This window comes from Hymenobacter sp. FMD4 (assembly GCF_058932745.1).
Genome location: NZ_JBZYWH010000020.1, coordinates 1 through 17,560 on the forward strand (window position 1 = coordinate 1; position 17,560 = coordinate 17,560).

The following is a 17,560-nucleotide window of genomic DNA, read 5'->3' on the forward strand; positions in this document are numbered from 1 at the left end:
GCGAAAAACGCTTGGTTCCTTGCTGACCCTGGAGGGTATACAAACCATTCGGCAGTGAGCTAATTAGCAATTGTAGTTGATTGTCACCAACGTTGAGCACTTGCTGAACCGTTGCTACCCGCTGCAACCTTGCATCAAACAACTCCAGGCTGATGCGTTCTTCGACAGCCGAGCGAACGGTAATTGTTAATTGAGGTTCTGAAGTCGGGTTTGGATACACCTGCGCCTCGCTCTCCCAGTCGGCTGACGTTACTGCGCCTGCTAAAGTGCGGGCCGACCTGCCAACAGTAATAAGTACGGCTGCCGATACCGTGCTTGCTCCGGCATTGTCTATGGCTTTAGCCGTAAGGCTGTGAGTACCTTGGCTAGCTCCCTTCCATTGGTATTTGAAGTTTCGGTTTGCGCCATTGGTGTCCTCGCCGAGTTTCGTTTGCCCATCGAAAAACTCAACCTTGACTATTCTGCCATCCGCATCATTGGCAAAGGCATGGATTACGATGGTAGCTGGTGCTCCGAAAGAACTACCCGCTTTAGGCGTTTGAATAGCCACTGTGGGTGGCACATTGCCAGTGTTGTTATTCACGGTCACCGCTACGGCTGCCGATGTGGTGGTCGCGCCTTGATTGTCGGTGGCTTGGGCTGTAAGACTGTAGCTGCTAGCAAGTACGTTGGTCCAATTAAAGGAGTAGGGGGCTGTTGCGTCTTCGCCGAGCTTGGTAACCCCGTTGAAAAACTCAACCTTGGTGATGGTGCCGTTGGCGTCGTTGGCTGCGGCTGTGATGGTGATGGTGGCCGGAGCCAAGAATTGCGCTCCAACAGCCGGCGAGGTAATGCTTACCGTTGGGGCCGTATTGGTGGTGATGGTGCCCGAAACGAAATAGGAACCGAGTGAACCGTAGTCTGAATCGGCTCCTAACGCCCCTTTTGCCCCGTCAATCACTAGATAATAAGTATCGGCTGGCAGCGTCTGCGTTATGGCTGCGTTCATGGTGCTGGGGTCAGCTGACCCTACAACGGCACCGGTCGAGTTCTTCAGTGATAGGCTGACATCTAGGTTTGGGTGGTCTGGATCGGGGCTGACCTCTATCGTGGCTGGGCCGCCGGTGGTGGTGAAGGAGAAAACATCAACATCGGTGCGGGTGGTAATAGCACCTGTGTTAGAAGAAAGAATAGCGCCGGTGCTGCTAACGCTTAGGCTCGTAGATGCTCCATTCGAATCGCCATGATCATCCGAACGGTAAGTAAAGCCGAACAACGTGGTAATCTTCAGTAAGTCATCTTCCAGCTGATTAGCCCCAACGTATTCGCCCTTGCTCCACTGTACAACTGGTTTATAGTAACCTATGCCCATAATAGGAGCCCACGAAGCTTGGCCTTCATAATAGGCTTCCGATGGGGAGATGCGACCGTCGTGGCTGAGAGAAAGGGTATGCCCTACTTCATGGGAACCTGCTTCACCAGCATTTTTTCCAGTGCCCAGATTGATATCAAATACCCAACACGGAGTCTCGCCATAAACGATGCCGCCCCAGTTAAACGAACCTACATAAGCAACACCACCCACATTTGGGTAGAAATAAGTAGTAGGGGTGATAATGACCCGTTGGCGACGATCAACCGGGGCATTGGTAAACGCCGCGAGGCTGGTGGTGACGTTGATGCCGAACGGGCGGAAGTCCTCACTCATGATCTTCCACATTGTCAGTATCTCAGCTTCTGGCAAAGTGGAGGGAGCCGCTACGATAGGATTGCCGGCATTGAAATTCTGATTCCATCCGGTGCCGGTTACCGTCTCCCCATCAAAATCCAAGTAAACCACGGCACCCGCTCCTGGCTGACTCTCCAACAACGGAATGGCGGCGGTGCGCGCTGCCGTAGGGCTTTCGGCTGACGGCTTGCTGCCGCGTGCCTGGTAGTAGCCGATGCACAGAACCTCATCAATGTCTTTCTCCTCCATAAAGACCAAGCCATCGGCGCGGGTGGTGTAACTGTAATACTTCTTTTGCTCACGTAGGATAATTTCGCCTGTTACCTCTGTACCCGTCGCTTTTAGGTGAAAACTGCTGTTGCGAGCGGCTGCCACGTTACCGTAGAAGTAGGTAGTAGTTCCTTCTTGTTTGCTAGAAGCCAGGTTAAGAAGCAACGTATTGCCATCCGTTACTGATTGTGTAATCTGGTTTTGGGAAGAGCTGGGGTTGGCGGCTTTGGCTGCAGCTTTCTGCTGAAAAGGTGCGGTTACAGTGGCAGCTGTGCCCAACTGCAAGCTGGACTTTACCCGTGCCTGCGGGTTGGTTTGGGCTTGAACTGGTAGCAGCGCAGCCAAGCAAAGGCATAAAAGGCTAGCAAGAAAAATCCTGGAGAAGTGGGCCATAGTGCTTGCGGAATTGTGTAAGAAGTAGGAGGGAGTCGGCAGGGGAAGCTGGTGGTAGTTTGCCGACGTGAGAGTATGGCCGCTGGCTGATTAAGCTCGGTGTAGGCACCTAGCAGGCTAGCTTTACAGGACTCGATTGGCTTAGCAGCAATGAGATTCGGCCACGGGTGAGGAGTTGTGGTGCGGTATGGCGGGCGGTTAAATGGGAAGAGCGAGAAGTTCAGCCTGGATCAGCATGCCGCACTAGTCTGAGCGGGATGCGCTACGCCAACAAGCCTTTGCGTTGGCATCACGAGTACTTTTTATGCTATGGAGAGCAGATGATAGGCGCGTCGGCAGCGCTAGATGATACCCCTCAGTCCTTCGTTCACTTATCAAGGTGCTTCCTGCCCCCGCTATTATTGGACGCTTAAAGCCTGTTGCTGAATATTCAGTGTAGCTTATGGTCAATGATACTCACAAGGATGGTTAAAAAGAAATAAATCAATGAAATATATTAATATTTTTATAAAAATCTAGCTTTCTTGGTTTGTCACTATTGAATGGCTTATCAGCCAAAGCTTATTTGCCTTACTTATGCCCATATGAGCCAACTTGCAGCAGGACATGGCACAACGGCCTATGGCATTTGGCTGATTGGGCAACTTACCTGTAACTCGCTAAAGCGTAGTTTCCAATAGAGTAAGGACACTACCGATCAGGCCACGTGGTGACGACGGACACCAAGTAGGTATCAGCGGTGGAGTGGAGGTTTGCTGCTAGTTGAAAACTGTGTTAGTTCGTCGGTGTGTTATCCAACGACTGCCAGAGGTACTTGCAGGCTAAAGTGCGGTATGGGCGCCAAGGTTCGGCAATTTCGGTCATGCGGCGGAGCAGGGGCTTGCCGGTTTCACTAAGCCCGTAGTGCCGGCGCATGGCGTTTTGAATGCCTAAGTCGCCTTCGGCAAAAACATCGGGCTGGTCTAGGGCAAACATCTGAATCATCTGGGCCGTCCAGCGCCCGACACCTTTGATGGCAGTAAGGTGCTTGGTAAAAGCTTCCTCGTCGAGCTTGGAAAGGTGGGCGTGGTCGAGCTGATGCTGCAAGCGAAACTCCGCAATGGCGCGCAGGTAGCCGGCCTTCTGTTTGGAAATGCCCGCGGCGCGCAGCTCCTCATCTGAAAGCTGCACCAGCACGGTGGGTTCGGGGTAACCATCGGGCCGGAAGAGGCCTTCTACCTTCCGCCAGATGGCCGCCGCCGCTTTGGTGGATATCTGCTGGCTGACCACGGCCTTGAGCAAGGCCAGGTACAGGTCTTCGTGCGCCGAAGCCTGAATGGGACGACCGGTGGCAATGATGGCGGCTAGTATTGGATCGGCCTGGATAAGGTGCTGCAGGGCCTCCGCTGAGCTGGTTGAGGCGGATGATTGCGTGGGCATAAAGGAGAAGCAGTAGCGTCAGATAATATCCAGCGGGGCCGTGGGCACTGCAAAGCAGTCGATCAGCTCGCCGGTGGGGGAGATGCGCACGGCCGTGAGGGCGCCGCCGTCATAGGCGCCGGTATCTATGTAAAGCACATCTTTGTCGGCGTCGTGCCTGATTTTGCCGTCTTCCGTGGGGGTGTGGCCCACTATCTGACGCTTGCCTACGTAATGCAGCGGGCCGCGGCGCCAAAGCACGCCATCGGGGTTGTCGCGGTCGAGTGGATCGAGCGTCTGGGCAAAGCCCGCGTGGCTGATCAGCACGTAGTCGTTATCCCAGAACAACGGACGTTGGGCAAGCCACTCCAGATGCTCCTGCAGCAGGTTTTTCTGGCCGATATAGCTTTCCATCGTTCGGTCGCCGCCCCAGCCTAGCCAGTGCTTAAATGGGCCTTTGGGGCCGAGGTGGCGCAGCATGGCGTGCTCGTGGTTGCCGAGCAGAAATATCGTTTGCCCGGGGTACTGGGCTTCCAGCACCCGCGCCAGTTCCACACAGTCGGCGCTGAAGCGGCCGCGGTCTACCATATCGCCTACCTGAATCAGCAGGTCCTCGGCCGGGTTCCAGTATTGCAGCAGCTCCTGCAGCGTCTCATAGCAGCCGTGCACATCGCCCACCACAAAGAGGTTCATCGCGCCAAAATCCAGGCTGTCGTATTCGGGTGCTTCCACAGGCTGATGGCTTACTTAAGGCTCTTGAGTACGCGGCTAACCAAGCCGTCCAACGCGTCGTTTTCGATCCAGCGCGCCACGATGATCAAATCGTGCTCTGGGTCGACGTACACGAAATTGGTACCCGCGCCGAGATGGGCGAAGGCCGTGGCCGGCGCGCTGGGATACAGCTTGCGGTCGGTATTAAGAAAATAATTCATGAAGCCGTAGGTAGGCTGTGGCGCAGTGGGGGTACGGGCCAGCCGCAGCCACTCAGGCGTCAGAATCTGGCGGCCGTTCCAATTGCCGTTGCGCAGGGTGAGCAGGCCGAAGCGGGCTTGGTCCAGCGCCGAAATGAACAGGCCGCCGCCCCAATGCGAGCCGCCGCTCACGGCCTGCATGGGCTGGCCATCCATGATAACCCAAGAGTTTTCGTAGCCCGTCCAGCGCCACGTAGCCGAGGCTCCAATGGGGTCCATCACGCGCTCCTTGAGCACTTGCGGTAGCGGGCGGCGCCACAGGTTCATGATGGCCAGGGCCAGCACGTTTACGCGGGTGTCGTTGTACTTGTATACGCTGCCGGGAGCATTGCGCGGGCGGGTGCGCCACTCCTCCGGTTTGCCCTGCGGGCGGTCGGCCCAGTCTGGTTTACCCCAAAGGGTGCCTTCCCAGTCAGAGGTTTGACGCAGTAGGTGGTCCCAACTGATTTGGCGGTTGTGCTCGGTGCCGAACAGCTCGATGACATCCGGCTGGCCCAACTCGTCGGCCTTGTTGGCGGGCCTATTCCACGGTTGAAAAGGAATGATGGGCGCCATATAGGGCGCTACTTTATCGTCGAGGCTTTTGATCAGTCCATCCTGATAGGCCAAGCCGACCACCGTAGATAGAAAGCTTTTGGCTACGCTGAAGGTGAGGTCTACGCGCTGCGGCTCGCCCCATTGGGCCACGAGGTAGCCGTTTTTGATGACAAGGCCGGTAGGGCCGCCGCGCTCTTTCATGGGCCCAACGGGGTAGCCAAACGGCTCCCGGCCAAAGGCGCTTTGGTAATGGGCGTCGCGAAGGTCGCGCGGGGCTTTGCTTTCGCTGGCAATGGCAAACTGCACAGCCTCCTGCAGCAGGGCCGCATTCATGCCCACCGCATCGGGCTTGCGCTGCTCCCAAGTGTTGGCCGGCGGAAAGTATGCCTTGGACTTCTTCTGCGCTAAGGCAGGCATAAGCTGCCAAGCACAGAGCAGTACAAGCAGCCAATAGCGCGGATAAATGAAGTGAGGCATACTGTAAACCTACGCGGAACGGTGGGAAACTATACAAGTACCTCCGTTGCGGCCTTCGGGTTTGAGCTCAGCCTTTAATCTTGGTACGTAGCTGCGGCCGGTGCTGCGGAACTAGCCTCGCAAATTGGTACGCAGTTCGGTAATCGGTTTACAAATACCTCAACTTCAAAGGCTAGTGAGGTCCCGGAAAAGGTTGCAAAAGCGCGGCTCCCAGGCTCCGGTGACGTAGCTGAGCCTGAACGGTTCACGCATCCAGCAGCATGTGCACCTCGTGCAGGCCCGGTGCAAACTTGTCAGCCTCAATAGACAGCGTACGAAAGCCCAGCTTATGGTAAAAGCCTTCGGTGTGCTGCGAGGTGCCAATTTCGATGCTTTTGCTGGGGTAGGCCCGCTGACACTCCTGAATGCGGAAAGCCGTGAAAGCGCGCCCCAGGCCCTGCCGGTGCAAACGGCGGTCGACCATGCCCCAAGTGAGCACGGCATAGGGGTTGTTTAGGGCGTAACCGCCGGCGGCCAGCAACTGCCCGGCTTGCGGATGCTCAGACCCGGCTTCGGCCACGAAATACGGAGTCGACTGGGTTAGATAGTCGCGCAACTGCTCTTCCTCCTCGGGCACGAAATACGGGTCGAGGTTGGTGCGAAACAGGGCCACAACAGCTTCCTCGTCGCGGACTGGATCGTAGGGCCGGAAGATAAAAGGCTGAACCGACATGGCGGGTAAGCTGATTGTGAGTTAGTGAGCAGGTTTGGCGGCCGCCGGATTGGCCAGGCCCAGGCGCCGCACCAGCGGGCCGATGCTGAGGCCTTGCACCAAGATGCTAAAAATCACAACCATATAAGTAACGGCCACGATCAAGTCGCGCGAGGGGCTGGGCGGAATGGACAGTGCCAGCGCCACCGAAATACCGCCGCGCAGGCCACCCCACGTCAGCACGGGCAGGCTTTTGTTGGTGAAGTCATGCCACTGGCGCAGCATCACCAGCGGAACCGACACGGCAATTAGCCGGGCCAACAGCACCACCACAATGGCCACCACGCCGGCTAGCAGGAAGCGCTGCTCCAGCGGCACCACCAGCATTTCGAGGCCGATGAGCACGAAAAGTACCGCGTTCAGTATCTCATCGAGCAGCTCCCAGAACTTGTCCACGTATTCCCGGGTAAGGTCTGACATGCCGTGCATGCGGCCGTTGTTGCCGACCACTAGGCCCGCCACCACCATGGCCAGCGGCGCTGAGGTGTGTAGGCTGGCAGCGAGGGCCGTACCGCCCGTCACCAAGGCCAAGGTAATGAGCACTTCTACCTTGTAGTTGTCGATGGTGCGCAGCAGCCAAGAAGTGCCGAAGCCCAGCGCTGCGCCCAAGGCCACGCCGCCCAAGGCCTCGTGGGCAAAAAGAGTGGCCAGTTCGCCGAAGTCAGGCCCAGCGCCGCTGGCCGCAATCAGCTGCATAATGCTCACAAACACCACCACGCCTACGCCGTCGTTAAATAATGATTCGCCCACAATCTTGACTTCCAAATCTTTCGGTATGCCCGCCTGCGTCAGAATTCCGAGTACCGCAATGGGGTCGGTGGGGGAGATGAGCGCGCCGAACAGCAGGCAGTAGAGCAGCGGCACCGGCAAGCCCAGTAGCGGCAGGATGAAGAACATCGCACCGCCTACCACTACCGTGGAAATCAAGGTGCCCACCACGGCCAATGAGCCTACCTGCCGCCGCAGCTGGCCCAGTTGGCCCGCATCGACGTGAATGGCCCCCGCAAACAGCAAAAAGCTGAGCATCACCTGCATGAGCACGGTGTGAAAATCAATCTGCCGCACCGTTTGGACCACCGCTATTACGCCTTCCACTTCCAACTGGCCCAGTATTACCACTACCAGTGAGGAAATCAGCGCCAGCACCATCAGCCCGATGGTGGAGGGCAGGCGCAGGTAGCGGTGGTTGAAGTAGCCAAAGCCGGCTGCTACGACCAATAGCAGGGCGAAGATGTTGTATAGTTTCATGCGAAATGGGGAGCTAAACGGCTTTACGGGCTGTGAAAATGTAGTTTTTACTTGAAACGCAATGCCTGAACGGGTTTCTCGTATACCCAAGCAAGTCTATTGTAGTTAGCCTACCCCTTGCCAATGCCTTTCCGCCGAATCATCAGTCCCATCCGCGAGTTGTCCGAAAGTGGTAAGCTTTCGGGACTTCTGCTGGTGGTAGCCACCGTGCTTTCCCTAGTGCTCAGCAATACTGCCGCCGGTCCGGGTTACCAGGGATTTTGGGAGCTAAAAGTAGGGGCCGGGCCATTGTACAAGTCGGTTTCCCACTGGATCAACGACGGGCTGATGGCCGTGTTCTTTTTCTTGGTGGGGTTGGAAATTAAGCGCGAGGTGCTCTACGGCGAACTGGCCGAACCGCGCCAAGCCCTGCTGCCGGCCGTGGCCGCCATCGGTGGCGCCGTAGTCCCGGCCGCACTTTTCTGGTGGCTGGCAAAGGGTACCCCCGCTGCTTCGGGCTGGGCCATTCCCACGGCCACCGACATTGCCTTTTCGCTAGGAGTGCTGGCCCTACTTGGCAACCGAGTACCGTTTTCGCTGCGCATTTTCCTTACTGCCCTGGCCATCATCGATGATCTGCTGGCCGTCATCATCATTGCCGCCTTCTATACTGCCAATCTTTCAACTACTTACTTGCTGATAGCCGGGGGCATCGTGGCGGTGCTGGCGCTGCTAAATCGGCTGCGGGTAGGCTGGCTCCCGCTGTATTTCCTACTTGGCGCAGTGCTGTGGTACTGCGTGCTGAAATCGGGGGTTCATGCCACCATTGCTGGCGTAGTGCTGGCCCTCACCATTCCTACCGACCGCCTTGAAGACCTGGAGCACGCCCTGCACAAGCCGGTAAGCTATGTGATACTGCCCTTGTTTGCGCTCTGTAACACCGCTATTGCCATTTCAGCCGCCACATTGCCGGCCCTGACCTCGCCGCTGGGCCTGGGCATCGGGCTGGGGCTGGTGGTGGGCAAGCCGCTGGGTATCTGGGGCGCTTGCCGGTTGGTCGTAATGGCTAAGCTTACTAGCCTGCCCGTGGGCATGACGTGGCGCTTGCTACTAGGGCTCGGCTTCACGGCCGGCATCGGCTTTACCATGGCCATCTTCATCGCTACGCTTTCGTTTGACGATGCTGCCGCCGTCGACCTTGCCAAACTCGCGGTTATTCTGGGTTCGTTGGTGGCCGCTTTCATGGGCGTACTGCTGTTGCGCGTGAGGCCAAATGAAGTTGCCAGCTAGGAGTCGTATACTGAGGCTGCTTGAGGTTTGAGCCATTGGCTCTTATATCTTCCTTGATTAAGTATCTGATAAATAAGGAGAAATGATTTTGGTTGGTGAAGTCAATCGAAATGTGCCAATTTTGTCAGCAATCAGGCAGTCCTGATTTATCCTGCTTTTTGTCTTATGCCCTTCCGTCGCATCATTAGTCCCATTCGCGAGCTGTCCGAGCAAGGCAAGCTGGCTGGTCTGCTACTTATGGTGGCCACGATAGTGTCGCTGGTACTTAGCAATACCGCTGTCGGCCCCAGCTACCTGAATTTTTGGGAAACCCACGTCGGTTACGGCGTCCTCAATAAATCTCTCTCTCACTGGATCAACGACGGGCTGATGGCCGTGTTCTTTTTCCTGGTGGGGCTGGAAATCAAGCGTGAGGTGCTCTACGGCGAGCTGGCCGAACCGCGCCAGGCCATGGTACCCGCCCTGGCGGCCGTGGGAGGCGTGCTGATGCCGGCCGCCATCCACTTGTTTTTTACCAAAGGCACCCCGGCGGCCCAAGGCTGGGCCATTCCGACCGCTACCGACATTGCTTTTTCGCTCGGCATTCTCTCTTTGCTCGGCGACCGGGTGCCCTTTGGCCTGCGGGTGTTTCTTACGGCCCTGGCCATCATCGATGATTTGCTGGCCGTTATCATCATTGCCGCCTTCTACACCAGCGGCCTACACTTCAGCTTCTTGCTAGCCGCTGCCGGCATCTTTGTGGTGCTGATGGTGCTGAACCGCCTGCGGGTGGGGCAGTTGTGGATATACTTGGTGCTCGGCCTGGGGCTGTGGTTCTGCGTGTTAGAATCAGGAATTCACGCCACTATTGCCGGTGTGCTGCTGGCTCTCTCCATTCCCACCGACCGCCTCGAAGACTTGGAGCACACCCTGCAGCGGCCTGTCAATTATTTTGTGCTGCCGCTTTTCGCTCTGTGCAACACGGCCATTGTGCTGTCGACAGACATTTTGCCGGAGCTGGTTTCCGGGCTGGCGCTGGGCGTTGGGTTAGGACTATTGATCGGTAAGCCGTTGGGCATCGTAGCCATTACCTGGGTGCTAGTGCGTCTGGGCTGGGGCAGCCTGCCCACCGGCGTCGACTGGCGGCGCTTTATCGGCTTGGGTTTTACGGCTGGTATTGGCTTCACCATGGCTATTTTCATCGCCACGCTGTCTTTCTCCGACGAACAGGCCGTAGACCTGGCCAAGTTGGCGGTGCTTATCGGTTCGGCGCTGTCGGCCATCATCGGTATGGCTATTCTGGCGCCGGGCCAACTGACCGAGGAGCCGATGCAGCGCATTCGCATAGGGGAGAAGCGCTAAGCTTTCCGCTCTGCTTCCGGCAAAGGGACCGGTACCGAAGCATTCTGCACAGCGCTGGGTGGAAGCTGTAGGATGTCTATTGGAAGTAACAAGCCTTCCTGGTCAAGCAGAACCCGCTGCGGTAGGTTCTGCTTGACCAGGAAGGCTTGTTACTTAATCAAAAAACAGTAGGCAATGCTGCGGCAGCCCTAAGCTACTTCCTGCGGCACGGCGTGAAGAGCAGTAAGCACTTGCTCGATGTCAGCGTCGTTTACATCCAGGTGCGTTACGAAGCGCACCAGCTGCGGGCCGAAGGCGGAGGCTTTGATGTTGTACTCAGCCAGGTGCGCCAGAAACTGGTTTTCGGTAAGCCCGTCACGCAAGCGGAAAATCACCAGATTGGTTTCGGCGGGCAGCACATAATCGACGTACGGCGCAGCTTCCAGGGCCTCGGCCAACTGGCGGGCGCGGCGGTGGTCGTCGGCGAGGCGCTCCACATGGTTTTCCAGTGCGTACAGGCCCGCTGCCGCCAGATAACCGGCCTGGCGCCAGCCGCCGCCCATTACCTTCCGGATGCGCTTACACTTCTGGATAAACTCGCGGCTGCCTAGAAGCACCGAGCCCACCGGTGTACCCAGGCCCTTGCTCAGGCAGATAGAAATGGAATCGAACAGCTGCCCGTAGTCTTCGCTGCGCTGGCCCGTGGCTACCAACGCATTGTAAACGCGGGCGCCATCCAGGTGCAGTGGAATGCGCTGACGTTGGGCCAGCTCCGCTATTTCCTCCATGGCCTGCCAGCTGTAGCAGCTGCCGCCGCCCCGGTTGTGGGTGTTTTCGAGGCAGATTAGCCGTGTAGTGGGGTAGTGGATGTTTTCGGAGCGAATGGCTGAGGCCACCTGCGCAGCCGTGAGGCAGCCCCGGTCGCCGGGTAGCAGCGCCACGGAAGCGCCGGAGTGGAAAGCAATACCGCCTACTTCCCATAAGTACACGTGAGCCGTCTGCTCGCAGATAACCTCCGAGAGTGGCTCCGTATGACCCTTAATAGCAATTTGGTTGGTCATGGTACCGGAGGGGCAGAACAAGCCTGCTTCCAGCCCAAAACGGCGAGCCGCTTCGTGCTCCAGCTCCCGCACAGTGGGGTCTTCTTCGTATACATCATCGCCCACCTGAGCCCGAAACATGGCATCGAGCATGGCTGGTGTAGGGCGAGTGATGGTGTCGGAGCGTAAGTCAATCATAAACAGAAAAGTAACAGTGAAGGCAGGGTCCGCCTTGGTTGATGAAAAGCAAATGGTGCGCAGTCAGACACCGCCCAGCACTTAAAAAACGCTGAAGTATATCAGCGCCTGCCGCTTGGTAGAGGCCTCAAGCACTCCGAGTGCCAACGCAACTAATGAAGGTATTAACCGCGTTTTCGTTCCCCAAACTACGGAGCCTAAGCCAACTCATAGCACCCGCGGCTGAACTGCATCAGTAACAAACACGCTACGAGGAACAAAACGTATCGAACTTTTGCTTACCTTTGCCCCCTCATTCTGCTGAATAGACTCAAACCGACCGCGTCATGACCGTTACCCGTCTCAAGCGTAAGCACCGCAAGAACATCGCCCGCGCCAACAACAAGGTGCAGGAAATTAAAGATCTGCTCCGCACGCCCGTTCTGAAGAACGTGGACATCGAGGAGCTGAAGGCTAGCTTCAACAAGAACACCGAAGCCGCTCAAGCCTAGTACTAGCGTCGGCGGTTTCTGAGAGAACCGCCCACGGCATTCCGGCCGGTCGGCTGGTAATACTTAAAAAGCCCTTGCTGCCATCCGCAGCAAGGGCTTTTTTTGTGCCATAGGACAAATTGGGTAAGGCCAAATACGCACTTACACGCGGGCCCCCAGTTCTACGGCCTGTAGCTGTTGTACACGGCCATCTTCTACCCGAAACTTCAGCAGCGTGCGCACCTTGTGAAAGCCGTGCTTGCCAGCCGCACCGGGATTAAGATGTAGCAGGCCCAGTTGGCGGTCGGGCATTACCCGCAGGATGTGCGAGTGGCCGCAGATAAACAGGCCTGGCCGCTCGCGCTGGAGTAGGGGGCGGGCCGGTGGGGCGTAGCGCCCGGGGTAGCCTCCGATGTGCGTAATAAGTACTTTAAGTCCGTTCACATCAAAAATCAGCGTTTCGGGGCAGCGCAGGCGCACTTCGCGGGCGTCGATGTTGCCGTGGACGGCCCGTAGTGGCGCTACTTCCAGCAACTGATCCAGTACTCTTTCGTCGCCCACGTCGCCGGCGTGCCATATTTCGTCGCAGCCCTGCAGGTGGTGCAGGATTCGGTCGTCGAGGTAGCTGTGCGTGTCGGAAAGCAGGCCAATGAGCATAAGCAGGAGAAATAAAGCAGCCGCAAGGTACAATGCGGGCTGGGGCGTGACTGTTGGGCTATTTTCCGGCAGCGTGTTACCTTTCCTGCCAACTGCCGTATCTGGCCTAGTTGGCCGTCACACCCGGTCGGCTCGCTAGCTTTTCGCTTGCGTTTACCTTTCGTATGCCGAAATTAATGCTGTGTTTTGCAGCCTGCCGGACGACCTTTGGCTCCCATTTTCCTTCCGACTTGCCGCGATGAATGTCTTCATCAACGACATCCCAATAATTATCAAGAAGACCTCCGACAAGGTCTACAAACATCGTTACGACCTGATTCTGGGGCCGGAAGATGAATTCCTGTCGAAGGACCTGGTGGGCGACGTGCTCGTGCGCGACGTGACGCCGGCTTTCATTGACCGCATGCTGCGGCTGATGGAGGTCAAAAAGCTCAAGAAGCTGGTCTCGCTCACGCTGATGGCCCGCAAAAAGAGCTTGCTCATTCTGCACCTTAAGGACCAGTTCAAAATTGCCAAAGCGGCCGGTGGCCTCGTGGTAAAGGATGGCTTGGTGCTAATGATTTACCGCTTGGGTAAGTGGGATTTGCCAAAGGGCAAGCTCAAGAAGGAGGAAGATCCTGCTGAAGGCGCTTTGCGCGAGGTGGAGGAGGAATGCAACATTAAAGTGGCGCTCGGCGAAAAGCTGCCCAGCACTTGGCATTCTTACGCCTACAACGGGAATAAAATCCTGAAGAAAACCAACTGGTACATCATGCAGTGCCTCGACGACACGCTCATGAAGCCGCAGGCCGAAGAGTACATCGAGGAGGTGCGTTGGATGCAGCCGCAGGAGGCACTGCAGGCGTTGGAAGAGTCATACGCGTCCATTGCGCTGGTGGTACGTCACTACCTGAGCGAGGTGGCCGGCAACTCCACGGCGGCTATGAACAACGTCAACAAATAGCCTCAGCAGGCTGAGCGGTGCAGCCTTAGTTCAGCTCCGCCCTTACTGAGTGATATGCACCTAAGCCGCCAGTGTTTGCTGCTTGCTGTATTGCTGGGTTGTATGGGGGCAGCCTGCACCCGCAGCACGCCCATGACCGAAAACGCGGCCCCAACAACTGCCAGCACAACCGAGGCCACTTACGCCGTAAATGTGCCGGCGCTGGTGGGACTCAGCATTGATCAGGTGCGTCAGCAACTTGGCAAGCCCCAGGAAAGCCACCATCAAGCTATTGGCGCCGAGCCGAGCAAGGAAGACGCCGCCCCACAGGGTGAGGACTGGGTCAATACCTTCGAGCAGCAAGGCACGACTGTAGTGGTTACTTTCAACACCCGCACCCGCAAAGTGCGCGACTTGGTGTTGCCCGGCAACAACGAAGATGAGCTCATGCGCCGTGGCAATCTTAGCTTCGTCAACGATGATTACTTGGTGTTGCCAGTAGTGGACGCGGCCGAGCCCTCAGCCATCAAAGGCGTGCGCGTAATCAAGCGTCAGGACTAGGGGAGCTGCGCCGGCGGCATCTGGAAGGGCACAAAATCATCGACGTTGCCGCCAAAGCGGTGAATTTCGCGGATGATGGTACTGCTGATGGCAGCCAGCGCAGGCGAGGTAATCAGGAACACCGTTTCCAGGTCCGGGTTGACGTGGCGGTTGGCCTGCGCGATGGTGTTTTCGTACTCGAAATCGGTGGTGTTGCGCAGGCCACGGAGCAGAAACCGGGCGCCCGTTTCGCGGGCAAAGTCAGCCGTCAGCCCCTTGTACGCCTGCACCGATACCCGCGGCTCATCGCGAAAGACATCGTTGATGATGTCAATGGTTTGCTCCACCGGCAGGTAGCGCACCTTGCTGCTGTTGTTGCCGATGGCAATGATGATGTGGTCGAATAGCGCTGTGCCGCGCTTCACCACGTCGAGGTGGCCATTGGTAAACGGGTCAAACGAGCCGGGAAAGAGGGCAATACGCATGAGTGGTGAAATGGTGCGGTGGTAAGACGGTAGGCGGTGCTGTGAAGCTCGGAGGACGCTCATCTGCTCACCAACTCCCCGTTTACCTATTCACAGAGGTGCAGGCTGTAGAGCTCGAAATAACGGTATTCAAAAACGTCGTTTAGGCGGTAGCTATAGCTCAGGTCGTAGGGGCGGTTGCCGAAGCGAACGTGCCGAATGTACTTGCGTAGCACCGTGAATAGCTCCGAGTCGTGCATCAGGTCGCCGTACACCACTATTGGGTCCTCGTCGGGGTTGAGGCTCAGCTCCTGCATCACCAGGATGACGTAGTAAATGAAGTCCTCGGCGGTGCTGAACGCGAAAACGTTGCAGAAATCCGGGCGCTTGTCGCGCACCACGGCGATGGTAATTTCCTGGGTGCCGACGCTGATAAACAGGCGGGGCGGACCCTGCCGCTCGCTTTGGTGCATTACTCCTGCGAGCAGGGTGCTGGTTTGGTGCAGGATTTTCTGTTGGGGATGCGTACGCTCAAACCACTCCACCAGCGCCTTTTCCGCCGCAAACACGCTCACGATTTCCTGGTTGGTGTGCCGGTAGTGGCGGATTACTTCGTGCTGCGGGTCGGTGGGGTTGTGCAGGCGTAGGTAGGTATCTTCGTCGCCGGCGCGAAACAGAGGCGCGGGCAAAAGCGTGAAGTGCCGATTTTGCACGGCTAGCAGTACCCGATTCCAGCCCGTGCGAGCTACGAGGTCGTGCTGGGCAGCCAGTGCCTGCAGTTGGCCGGCCATGGAGGCAGCTGGCTCGGCGGCGTAATCTTCAAGCACCACAAACTTGTTGCGGCGCACGTCGGCTACGCCTACTCGCAGACCATAGGGCCCAGCGGTGAGGTAGAGGTTGTAGCCGGCAAGATTCGCCGGATCGAGCGTTTCGTCGCGCAGGCGTTGTAAGGCAGACGGCATGGCCGCCGCAGCGACGTAATCAACGGAATCAGCGGTAGACACAGGCGGCACGGCAAAAGGGAATACGGGCTAAAGGTACACATGATGGAGGCAACTGCCGCACGGCTGCGGCAAGTGGCGAGCTAGGAGCCAAACTACCCAAAGGCTTCTCCTATTGCCTGTCGTTAGCACCTTTTGGTTCGTTCTGTATATTGCTGTCAAACAATAAATAGGGCCTAATATCCTCTAATCCCCTCAGTGACCGTCAGATTCGGTGTTAGAAAAGCCGTGTCTGCGGGATGTACACGTCGTCGGGGCTGATGAGGCCGCGCAGGATGGGATGCACCTGCTGGGGCGGCAGCTGTACCAGCTCCCGCGGGGTGCGCCAGGCCAGCTCCGTGAGCAGTTGGCGGTCGGGGGCGTGCTCGGGGTCGTGGCCGAGGCGGGGCCGAGCCATCCCATCGGTTAGTCGTACTTCAAAAAACAGCTCCAGGGCCTGAAGCCCGTCGCCGTGGTACTCGTGTAGGTGCAGAAAGCGGCCGGTGGTCACGTTCAGACCCGTCTCCTCCCGAAACTCCCGAATAACACCTTCGCGCAGCGTTTCGCCAAAGTGCCAGCCACCGCCAGGCGGCGACCAAAACGGCTGGTTGTCGGCTAGCAGGCCGCGGTGGGCAGTGAGTAGGAGGGCCCCTTCGTGTACCAGCAGGCCGCACACACGCACGCGGGCACGTTCGGTATAGGCTTGAAGTAAGGAATCGGGCAGTTCGGGCTGAGTGGACATAGGTGTGACGAAGCGGCGCAAAAAAGCAGTAGTACGGTGCTAAACCGAATGAGTACGGCGCAAGTTGGGCTTAGGATGGAAAAAGCTTGGCCAATGCAATAGCGGCTCTGCTAAAGCAAAGCTCACGCCTCAGCAACGCGCTACCGGTCGGAAGCGGTATTTTTGTGCCAATGTCATCCTTTACTTCCCCCGAACCGACCGCCGACCTCACGGCGCGCATCCGTCGCAAGCTGGAGCGTCAGCACTTCATGCACCTCATCGGTGCCGACCTCACCACCATCGAACCCGGCCGCGTGCAGGCCGAGCTGGACCTGGGCCAGCACCACCAGCAGCAGCGTGGCTTCGCTCACGGCGGCTTGGTGGCTACTATGGCCGATCTGGTAGCCGGTTTCGCCGGCGTCACTCTCATCCCCGACGACCACGGCCTCGTGACCGTGGAGCTGAAAGTCAGCTACCTGCACCCCGGCCTCGGCGACAAACTCATTGCTACTGGCTGGGTGCTGAAAGCCGGCCGCCGGCTGCAGTTCTGCGAAGCGGAAGTGCGGGCCTTTGGGGGCAAAAACCCGGAAGAAGGGCTGCTGATTGCGAAGGCTACGGCCACGATGGCTATTATCGAGCCGGTAAACTAGTGATTGATTCAGAGCAAAGTACGTGGAAGTACTACGTTGCTCGGGTAAGAGTTCAGCAGCAGGACGCTTATCTATTGTGGATGGAGTGTGCCGAAAGCGAAGCACTCTGGACTGATGGTACCGGACGGGTCCCGAGTTTTCGTAGCGTTGAAGACTTGTTGAACCTTACTCGGCGAATAGGCATCAGTCTGGTCGAACAGGAACTTTCCTTCCTTGACTTTGACCCGGTACTTACCTGGAGCCGCAACCCTGCAAAACAGGTGCCTTGTGAGCTATGCCTCAATGCTTGGGACCTCTTTGATGATTCGGCTCCTGGAACAGGAGCTCATTATAAAGGCAGACAACTTGGTCCTGTCCGCAACCGGGTATATGACAAGCTATTCTGGGGAAGCGGCGTCTTTGGGGTAAATGCCCAAGGGCAAATGCAGCTCCGGGATGGTGATAGTTCGGTCAGGACCTGGAAACCAATCTGGCGCACCGAGGAGCGAAAGACGTTTCGGCGCGTACTGCAGCAGGGTTTTCGGCTGTGGCAGAAATATGTCTACGACGCATCGAATGTAGATGCCTAATTTGCTG

At 57.4% G+C, this 17,560-nt stretch carries 18 protein-coding genes; 7 read left to right on the top strand and 11 right to left on the bottom strand.

Annotated features, from left to right (window positions below):
* The 6 genes from AC5FXY_RS16405 to AC5FXY_RS16430 all read right to left on the bottom strand — a co-directional run.
* The coding region (locus tag AC5FXY_RS16405) for an Ig-like domain-containing protein (RefSeq protein ID WP_493557785.1) at positions 1-2,371 on the bottom strand (2,371 nt) is incomplete at its 3' end.
* Between the two features lie 774 nt (positions 2,372-3,145).
* The gene (locus tag AC5FXY_RS16410) at positions 3,146-3,790 is read right to left on the bottom strand and encodes a DNA-3-methyladenine glycosylase family protein (protein WP_493557786.1); all 645 of its coding nucleotides are present in this window, start codon (positions 3,788-3,790) and stop codon (positions 3,146-3,148) included.
* A gap of 18 nt (positions 3,791-3,808) precedes the next feature.
* Complete coding sequence (locus AC5FXY_RS16415; RefSeq protein WP_493557787.1) at positions 3,809-4,501, bottom strand: metallophosphoesterase family protein; 693 nt, start codon at positions 4,499-4,501, stop codon at positions 3,809-3,811.
* Positions 4,502-4,512: 11 nt separating this feature from the next.
* Positions 4,513-5,694, bottom strand: a complete 1,182-nt coding sequence (locus AC5FXY_RS16420) for a serine hydrolase domain-containing protein (RefSeq protein WP_493557871.1) — start codon at positions 5,692-5,694, stop codon at positions 4,513-4,515.
* Between the two features lie 304 nt (positions 5,695-5,998).
* Positions 5,999-6,466, bottom strand: a complete 468-nt coding sequence (locus AC5FXY_RS16425; RefSeq protein WP_493557788.1) for a GNAT family N-acetyltransferase — start codon at positions 6,464-6,466, stop codon at positions 5,999-6,001.
* A 21-nt stretch (positions 6,467-6,487) separates the two neighbouring features.
* On the bottom strand, positions 6,488-7,753 hold the full coding sequence (locus AC5FXY_RS16430; protein WP_493557789.1) for a cation:proton antiporter: 1,266 nt from the start codon (positions 7,751-7,753) through the stop codon (positions 6,488-6,490).
* A 123-nt stretch (positions 7,754-7,876) separates the two neighbouring features.
* Between AC5FXY_RS16430 and nhaA (AC5FXY_RS16435) the strand changes: the two genes are divergently transcribed.
* Together nhaA (AC5FXY_RS16435) and nhaA (AC5FXY_RS16440) are read left to right on the top strand one after the other, a co-directional pair.
* Positions 7,877-9,022 (top strand): Na+/H+ antiporter NhaA, encoded by a 1,146-nt coding sequence (nhaA, locus tag AC5FXY_RS16435; protein ID WP_493557790.1) that lies wholly within the window; start codon positions 7,877-7,879, stop codon positions 9,020-9,022.
* 165 nt (positions 9,023-9,187) lie between these two features.
* Positions 9,188-10,363 carry a Na+/H+ antiporter NhaA gene (gene nhaA / locus AC5FXY_RS16440; RefSeq protein WP_493557791.1) on the top strand — a complete coding sequence of 392 codons (1,176 nt, stop codon included), beginning with the start codon at positions 9,188-9,190 and terminating at the stop codon, positions 10,361-10,363.
* Between the two features lie 188 nt (positions 10,364-10,551).
* On the opposite strand, the gene AC5FXY_RS16445 is transcribed toward nhaA (AC5FXY_RS16440), so the two are convergent.
* Entirely contained in the window at positions 10,552-11,580 is a 1,029-nt protein-coding gene (locus AC5FXY_RS16445) for a threonine aldolase family protein (RefSeq protein WP_493557792.1), read from the bottom strand.
* 326 nt (positions 11,581-11,906) lie between these two features.
* On the opposite strand from AC5FXY_RS16445, the gene AC5FXY_RS16450 reads away from it, so the two are divergent.
* Entirely contained in the window at positions 11,907-12,071 is a 165-nt protein-coding gene (locus tag AC5FXY_RS16450; RefSeq protein ID WP_493557793.1) for a hypothetical protein, read from the top strand.
* 141 nt (positions 12,072-12,212) lie between these two features.
* Here AC5FXY_RS16450 and AC5FXY_RS16455 read toward each other — a convergent pair whose 3' ends face one another.
* Positions 12,213-12,707, bottom strand: coding sequence for a metallophosphoesterase family protein (locus AC5FXY_RS16455; RefSeq protein WP_493557794.1), 495 nt, complete (start codon positions 12,705-12,707; stop codon positions 12,213-12,215).
* 238 nt (positions 12,708-12,945) lie between these two features.
* On the opposite strand from AC5FXY_RS16455, the gene AC5FXY_RS16460 reads away from it, so the two are divergent.
* Complete coding sequence (locus AC5FXY_RS16460) at positions 12,946-13,650, top strand: NUDIX hydrolase (RefSeq protein ID WP_493557795.1); 705 nt, start codon at positions 12,946-12,948, stop codon at positions 13,648-13,650.
* A gap of 54 nt (positions 13,651-13,704) precedes the next feature.
* A complete protein-coding gene (locus AC5FXY_RS16465; protein WP_493557796.1) occupies positions 13,705-14,190 on the top strand; it encodes a hypothetical protein in 486 nt (161 codons plus the stop codon).
* Here AC5FXY_RS16465 and coaD read toward each other — a convergent pair.
* From coaD to AC5FXY_RS16480, 3 genes are all read right to left on the bottom strand, one after another.
* Positions 14,187-14,654, bottom strand: a complete 468-nt coding sequence (gene coaD, locus AC5FXY_RS16470) for a pantetheine-phosphate adenylyltransferase (protein WP_493557797.1) — start codon at positions 14,652-14,654, stop codon at positions 14,187-14,189. The genes AC5FXY_RS16465 and coaD overlap by 4 nt on opposite strands.
* 86 nt (positions 14,655-14,740) lie before the next feature.
* Positions 14,741-15,637: a DUF3822 family protein gene (locus tag AC5FXY_RS16475; protein ID WP_493557798.1), complete on the bottom strand. Its 897-nt coding sequence runs from the start codon at positions 15,635-15,637 to the stop codon at positions 14,741-14,743.
* Between the two features lie 214 nt (positions 15,638-15,851).
* Positions 15,852-16,355, bottom strand: coding sequence for an NUDIX domain-containing protein (locus AC5FXY_RS16480; protein WP_493557799.1), 504 nt, complete (start codon positions 16,353-16,355; stop codon positions 15,852-15,854).
* A gap of 170 nt (positions 16,356-16,525) precedes the next feature.
* Here AC5FXY_RS16480 and AC5FXY_RS16485 point away from each other — a divergent pair, with 170 nt between their 5' ends.
* The gene (locus AC5FXY_RS16485) at positions 16,526-16,984 is read left to right on the top strand and encodes a PaaI family thioesterase (RefSeq protein WP_493557800.1); all 459 of its coding nucleotides are present in this window, start codon (positions 16,526-16,528) and stop codon (positions 16,982-16,984) included.
* Complete coding sequence (locus AC5FXY_RS16490) at positions 16,984-17,553, top strand: hypothetical protein (protein ID WP_493557801.1); 570 nt, start codon at positions 16,984-16,986, stop codon at positions 17,551-17,553. Before AC5FXY_RS16485 ends, AC5FXY_RS16490 begins: the two co-directional genes overlap by 1 nt.
* Positions 17,554-17,560 lie beyond the last annotated feature (7 nt).

Coding starts and splice junctions, on each gene's coding strand:
- nhaA (WP_493557791.1), top strand. CDS start 9,188: ATGCCCTTCCGTCGCATCATTAGTCCCATTCGCGAGCTGTCCGAGCAA.
- AC5FXY_RS16450 (WP_493557793.1), top strand. CDS start 11,907: ATGACCGTTACCCGTCTCAAGCGTAAGCACCGCAAGAACATCGCCCGC.
- AC5FXY_RS16460 (WP_493557795.1), top strand. CDS start 12,946: ATGAATGTCTTCATCAACGACATCCCAATAATTATCAAGAAGACCTCC.
- nhaA (WP_493557790.1), top strand. CDS start 7,877: ATGCCTTTCCGCCGAATCATCAGTCCCATCCGCGAGTTGTCCGAAAGT.
- coaD (WP_493557797.1), bottom strand. CDS start 14,654: ATGCGTATTGCCCTCTTTCCCGGCTCGTTTGACCCGTTTACCAATGGC.
- AC5FXY_RS16410 (WP_493557786.1), bottom strand. CDS start 3,790: ATGCCCACGCAATCATCCGCCTCAACCAGCTCAGCGGAGGCCCTGCAG.
- AC5FXY_RS16430 (WP_493557789.1), bottom strand. CDS start 7,753: ATGAAACTATACAACATCTTCGCCCTGCTATTGGTCGTAGCAGCCGGC.
- AC5FXY_RS16465 (WP_493557796.1), top strand. CDS start 13,705: ATGCACCTAAGCCGCCAGTGTTTGCTGCTTGCTGTATTGCTGGGTTGT.
- AC5FXY_RS16425 (WP_493557788.1), bottom strand. CDS start 6,466: ATGTCGGTTCAGCCTTTTATCTTCCGGCCCTACGATCCAGTCCGCGAC.
- AC5FXY_RS16485 (WP_493557800.1), top strand. CDS start 16,526: ATGTCATCCTTTACTTCCCCCGAACCGACCGCCGACCTCACGGCGCGC.
- AC5FXY_RS16420 (WP_493557871.1), bottom strand. CDS start 5,694: ATGCCTGCCTTAGCGCAGAAGAAGTCCAAGGCATACTTTCCGCCGGCC.
- AC5FXY_RS16455 (WP_493557794.1), bottom strand. CDS start 12,707: ATGCTCATTGGCCTGCTTTCCGACACGCACAGCTACCTCGACGACCGA.
- AC5FXY_RS16480 (WP_493557799.1), bottom strand. CDS start 16,355: ATGTCCACTCAGCCCGAACTGCCCGATTCCTTACTTCAAGCCTATACC.
- AC5FXY_RS16445 (WP_493557792.1), bottom strand. CDS start 11,580: ATGATTGACTTACGCTCCGACACCATCACTCGCCCTACACCAGCCATG.